The sequence below is a fragment of the Streptomyces sp. E2N166 genome (genome assembly GCF_003671715.1).
GTDB classification, from domain to species: Bacteria; Actinomycetota; Actinomycetes; order Streptomycetales; family Streptomycetaceae; genus Streptomyces; species Streptomyces thinghirensis.
Map to the genome: position 1 here is coordinate 1,110,445 of NZ_RAIF01000032.1, position 4,592 is coordinate 1,115,036.

The window sequence follows — 4,592 nt, forward strand, 5'->3', positions numbered from 1 at the left end:
CCCGTGGGCCGCCCCGCCCTCGCATCTCCCCCCCTGAACCTGGAAGAAAAGGCTCATCCATGCCGTCCACGTCCGTGGATCACTCCACCACGCCCGCGGCCGAGACCGCCCCGCCGGCGGCCGGCCGCCGGCGGTCCAAGCGGTCCAATCCGTGGCTGACCCTTCTCGCCGTCGCGTTCGGACTGTTCATGGTCCAGCTCGACGGATCCGTCGTCGCCATAGCCAACCCCGCGATCGGCAGCGACCTGCACGCGTCGACCGCCGAGCTGCAGTGGGTGACCAACTCCTACCTGCTCGCGCTCGCCGCCACCCTCATCCTGGGCGGCAAGCTCGGTGACCGGTTCGGCCGGCGCACCTACTACCTCGTGGGCGTCGCCGGCTTCACCCTCGCCTCGGTCGCCATCGGCCTGTCCTCCTCGATCGAGGGCGTGGTCGCCTTCCGCGCTCTCCAGGGCGTCTTCGGCGGACTGCTGATGCCCAACACCCTCGGCCTGCTCCGCTCCGTGTTCCCGCCGAGGAAGTTCGGCATGGCCGTGGGCATCTGGGCCATGGTCTCCGCGGTCGCCACGGCCCTCGGACCCATCGTCGGCGGCCTCCTCGTGGAGCACGTCGACTGGGAGTCCGTCTTCTACATCAACGCCCCCATCGGCGTCCTCGCCATCGTCTTCGGCATCCTCGTCCTCCCGGAGAGCCGCAACGCCGGCGGCCGGGAACGCTTCGACATCCCCGGCCTCGTCCTGCTCGCCCTCGGCCTGCTGGCCGTGGTCTTCGGCGTCGTCAAGGGCGAGACCTGGGGCTGGACCTCCGCCGGCACCCTGGGCGCCATGGCCGCCGGGCTGGTGCTCCTGCTCGTGTTCGGCTGGTACGAGACCCGCGTCGAGCACCCGCTGCTGCCGATGCGCCTGTTCCGCAGCCGAGCGCTGACCATCGGCGCGATCATCACCGCGCTGAACTTCTTCGTCATGCTCGGCGTGATCTTCTTCGTCATGCTCTACCTGCAGAACGTGCGCGGCTTCACGCCGGTCGAGGCGGGCGTGCGGACGCTTCCGCTCAGCCTCGCCTCGCTGGTCGCCTCACCGCTGGGCGCGGTCCTGACCCAGCGCTTCGGGCCCCGGCTGACGATGCCGGTGGGCATGCTGCTCCAGGCGGCCTCCTGTTTCGGCATGCTCACCTGGCAGACCGACTCCTCCTACGCCACGATGTGGCCGCCGTTCATCGCACTCGGCCTGGGCGTCGGCATGGTGATGTCCGCCTCCTCCGACGCGATCGTCGGCAACGCCCCCGTCCGGGACGGCGGTGTGGCCGGCGGCCTGCAGGCGACGACCCTGCAGATCGGCGGTGCGCTCGGTACGTCCGTGCTGGTCTCCCTGATCAGCGGCAAGGTGGGCGCCACCCTCACCGGGGAACTGACCGGCGCGGGCGTGCCCTCGGCCATGGCCCACGGTCTGCGGGAGGCCAAGGACGCCGTGGCGATGGGCGTGGCGCCCGTCACCGGCGACATGTCGGCCGGCCTGCGGGCCGCCGTGGTGGAGGGCAGTGCACAGGCCTTCATGAACGGCGTCCACGTGGCCGTGGTCGTCACCGGCGTCCTCTGCGTGCTCGGCGCGGTCCTCGCCGCGACCGGTATCCGGCGCGGCGCGGAGCAGCCGGCGGACCACTGAGGCCGTGAGCGGCGGTGCCCGTCAGGGGCGGGCACCGCCGTCGGCGTGGCTCAGAGGTCGCCGGCCGTGGAGCGGGGGAGCACCGTGACGCGGTGGAAGTTGCACTTCGAGGGCAGGTCCGCCGGAGGCCGCGTCTGATGTGCCTTCAGCGCGATGCTCACCAGACTCAGCAGCAGGTCGACGTCCGCGTCGCAGTCCAGGTGCACGGTCACCCACCGGGAGCCCGGGACCATGCGGATGGCACTGGAGCCGCCGAGGTCGTAATGGAAACGCTGGATGGCCCGGTGGGTGAGGTGGAGGTCCACGTCCCGGTCCGAGTGGAAGTGGACGATCTCGTCGCGGACGGAGCGCAGCGCCCGTCCGGTTCCGCAACTGGCCGGACCTGATGTGAGGTCGGGCCAGGCTTTCAGCCGCTCAAGGGCGCGCTGGGCCAGGTTCATGGCCCCATCGTCGCCCGATCACCGCGCCGCAACCAGAGGTTGAGCGATTTGTAACCGGCACGTGAGGTCGGAGCACGCCCCGGGGGCCCGGGGGAGGCACCGCGCCCGGTCGCGCGGCGCCTCCCCCGGTCGGCGCTACGGTGCCACGCAGCCGATCGTCCCCACGGGGAAGTCGTTGCCCGTGGACGTGGCCGTGAAGCCGAAGGACACGCTGCCGTCCGGTGGAATGACGCGGTTGTGGTCCACGTTCCGGACCGTGACCGTGCCATCTGTGCCGCTGGACAGCGAGCCGTTCCACACACTGCTGAGCGTGGTCCCGTTGCCCGGCTGCCACTCCACGGCCCAGCCGTTCAGCGGCTCGGTTCCGTGGTTCATCACCTCGACGGAGCCCTGGAAGCCGCCGCCCCAGGAGTTCTCCACGTTGTAGACGGCCATGCAGGAACCGGAGTGCGTGGGCGGCGGGGTCGTAGGCGGCTCGGTCGTCGGAGGCTGGCTCGGCGTCGGGGTGCCGCCCGAGTCACCGATCCCGGTCACCTCGCCGTTGCCGCCGTCGAAGACGACGTCCGAGCAGGAGAAGAAGTTCTCCTGGCTGTCCGAACGCACCCACTGCATGAAGATCAGGGCGTCACCGGAGCGACCCGACGGCAGTGCCAGATCCCAGTAGTAGTGGCCTCCGTCGGCACCCGCCGAGCCCTGCTGGGGCGGGTCGGTCACCGTCTCGATCAGCTCCAGGTCGTCCCAGCCCAGCTCGGACGTGGGCGACCAGCCCGGCTTGGTCAGATAGACCCGGAAGTCACCCGGGTGGGCCGCCCAGTTGCTGTAGTTCACCTGGATCGTCGAGCCGGACGTCAGGTGCGTCCGGGGCCAGTCGGCGCGGGCGGCGTTGTAGGCGGAGAAGTCGTACGGTGACCGGTCGCCGGCGCTGCACAGGGTGCCGTCCGGCACGTAACCGGCGCCGCGCCCGCCCGCGTTGGAGTCGAGCACGGCGAACCAGTTGTACAGCGCTGTCGCGCCGCTCTGGTCGAGGGCGTTCTGACAGGCCGGGTTCGTCGGGTCCAGGGCGCCGGTGCCGGTCCTGGCGTCCAACTGGCACAGGTAGGTGCGTGAGCCCGGCATCATCGCCACGCCGTGCGCGTCGGCGCGCCCCTGCCCGAGCAGGAAGGTCACGCCGAGCGCGCCGAGCAGGGTGGCCAGTACCGCCGCGAGAGAGATGTATCTGCTGCGTCGAGCCATAGGGGGTCTCCTGTTTCCGGGTGCTGGGTCTTCCGGTCGTCCGGGTCTCCGGGTCATTCGTGATCGGATCATGACAATCATGGAATCCCCCGCCCGTCCGGGGAGTGCGGGTCGACCGGACGGGCGAGGGGGCCGTGGGCCGTGCGCGGCGGCTAAGCCGTCGTGCAGGGCGTGTCGTTCAGGCGGAAGTCGTCCGGCTCGGCGAACGCGCCGCTGTACGCGCCCTGGAAGCCGAACGTCAGGCTGCCGCCGGGAGCGATCCGGGCGTTGTGCGCCATGCCGGTCGCCGTGACCGTGCCGGTGGACGGGGTGACGGAGGCGTTCCAGGCGTTGGTGATCCGCTGGCCGGAGGGCAGGGTGAAGGCGAGCTGCCAGCCGTCGACGGGGGCTGCGCCGGTGTTGGTGACGGTGACGTCCGCGGTGAAGCCGTTCTGCCAAACGTTCGTGCCGTACGCCACCTCGCACGCCGCCGGGTCGCCGGGGTCGGGGTCGGGATTGCCCGGGGTGTCGCCGGTCTCGACCGTGGACGAGAAGGAGTTGACGGCCAGTCCGGCGCCGTTCTGCCACGGCTCGAAGCCGGCCTGAACGCTCGTCAGGTACCAGTCGTTCTCGGCGAGTCCGCGTGCGACAGTCGCCCGGACGAAGTCCATGACGTCGAAGCTCCAGCCGGTGACGGCCGAGGGGGCGACGAAGGACAGCACGTCGTTGGAACCGTTGCTGCCGGTCCACACCTCCCAGTTCCGTCCACCCACCGCGGCGGTGCCGACCTGGGAACCTATCGGCTGGACCGGGCCCACCCTGTTGAACCAGATCATGATCTCGGTCTGGTTCACCCCGTCCGTCCGGGGGGTCGGGTCCAGCCATATGTCGTACGAGGCGTTGTACACGGCGTCGCCGACAAAGCCGTACGAGATGCTCGAGGGTGCGTCGGTGATGGTGTCGAGCCGGGCGGGAAGATTGGTGCCCGGCGAACAGTTCGTGTAGTGGCAGCCGTTGAAGACCGACGGGTACGACTTCGGGGCCCCGTTGGTGGGTACCGAGCCGTCGGCCTGGGTGACCCGGAAGCCGGTGTCTGTGGCGGTGACGCACTGGGTGGCGCTGGAGCCCCAGCGGTTGTTCTGGACGACGTACCGGCCCTGGATCGTCGTCGTCCCGAACGGTTCGCAGATCGTGGTGTCCGCCTGGGCCGGCGCCGCCGCGGTCATGAGTGACGCGACGACCGCGAAGGTCGCGAGCAGCGCGCCTAAGAGGCCGCGCG

General features: G+C 70.6%; 4 protein-coding genes. 1 reads left to right on the forward strand and 3 read right to left on the reverse strand.

Annotated elements, in window-relative coordinates; all coding sequences use genetic code 11:
- Nucleotides 1-59: 59 nt before the first annotated feature.
- Entirely contained in the window at nucleotides 60-1,661 is a 1,602-nt protein-coding gene (locus tag EBH09_RS32025) for an MFS transporter (protein ID WP_121750344.1), read from the forward strand.
- Nucleotides 1,662-1,711: 50 nt separating this feature from the next.
- Here EBH09_RS32025 and EBH09_RS32030 read toward each other — a convergent pair whose 3' ends face one another.
- From EBH09_RS32030 to EBH09_RS32040, 3 genes are all read right to left on the reverse strand, one after another.
- The gene (locus tag EBH09_RS32030; RefSeq protein ID WP_121750345.1) at nucleotides 1,712-2,101 is read right to left on the reverse strand and encodes a luciferase family protein; all 390 of its coding nucleotides are present in this window, start codon (nucleotides 2,099-2,101) and stop codon (nucleotides 1,712-1,714) included.
- 135 nt (nucleotides 2,102-2,236) lie between these two features.
- Nucleotides 2,237-3,334 (reverse strand): lytic polysaccharide monooxygenase, encoded by a 1,098-nt coding sequence (locus EBH09_RS32035; RefSeq protein WP_121750346.1) that lies wholly within the window; start codon nucleotides 3,332-3,334, stop codon nucleotides 2,237-2,239.
- A gap of 152 nt (nucleotides 3,335-3,486) precedes the next feature.
- The coding region (locus EBH09_RS32040) for a cellulose binding domain-containing protein (RefSeq protein ID WP_238697501.1) at nucleotides 3,487-4,592 on the reverse strand (1,106 nt) is incomplete at its 5' end.

What these genes read in the sequence shown, in the direction of transcription:
- EBH09_RS32030 (WP_121750345.1), bottom strand. Translation starts at nt 2,101, where the DNA reads ATGAACCTGGCCCAGCGCGCCCTTGAGCGGCTGAAAGCCTGGCCCGAC.
- EBH09_RS32035 (WP_121750346.1), bottom strand. Translation starts at nt 3,334, where the DNA reads ATGGCTCGACGCAGCAGATACATCTCTCTCGCGGCGGTACTGGCCACC.
- EBH09_RS32025 (WP_121750344.1), top strand. Translation starts at nt 60, where the DNA reads ATGCCGTCCACGTCCGTGGATCACTCCACCACGCCCGCGGCCGAGACC.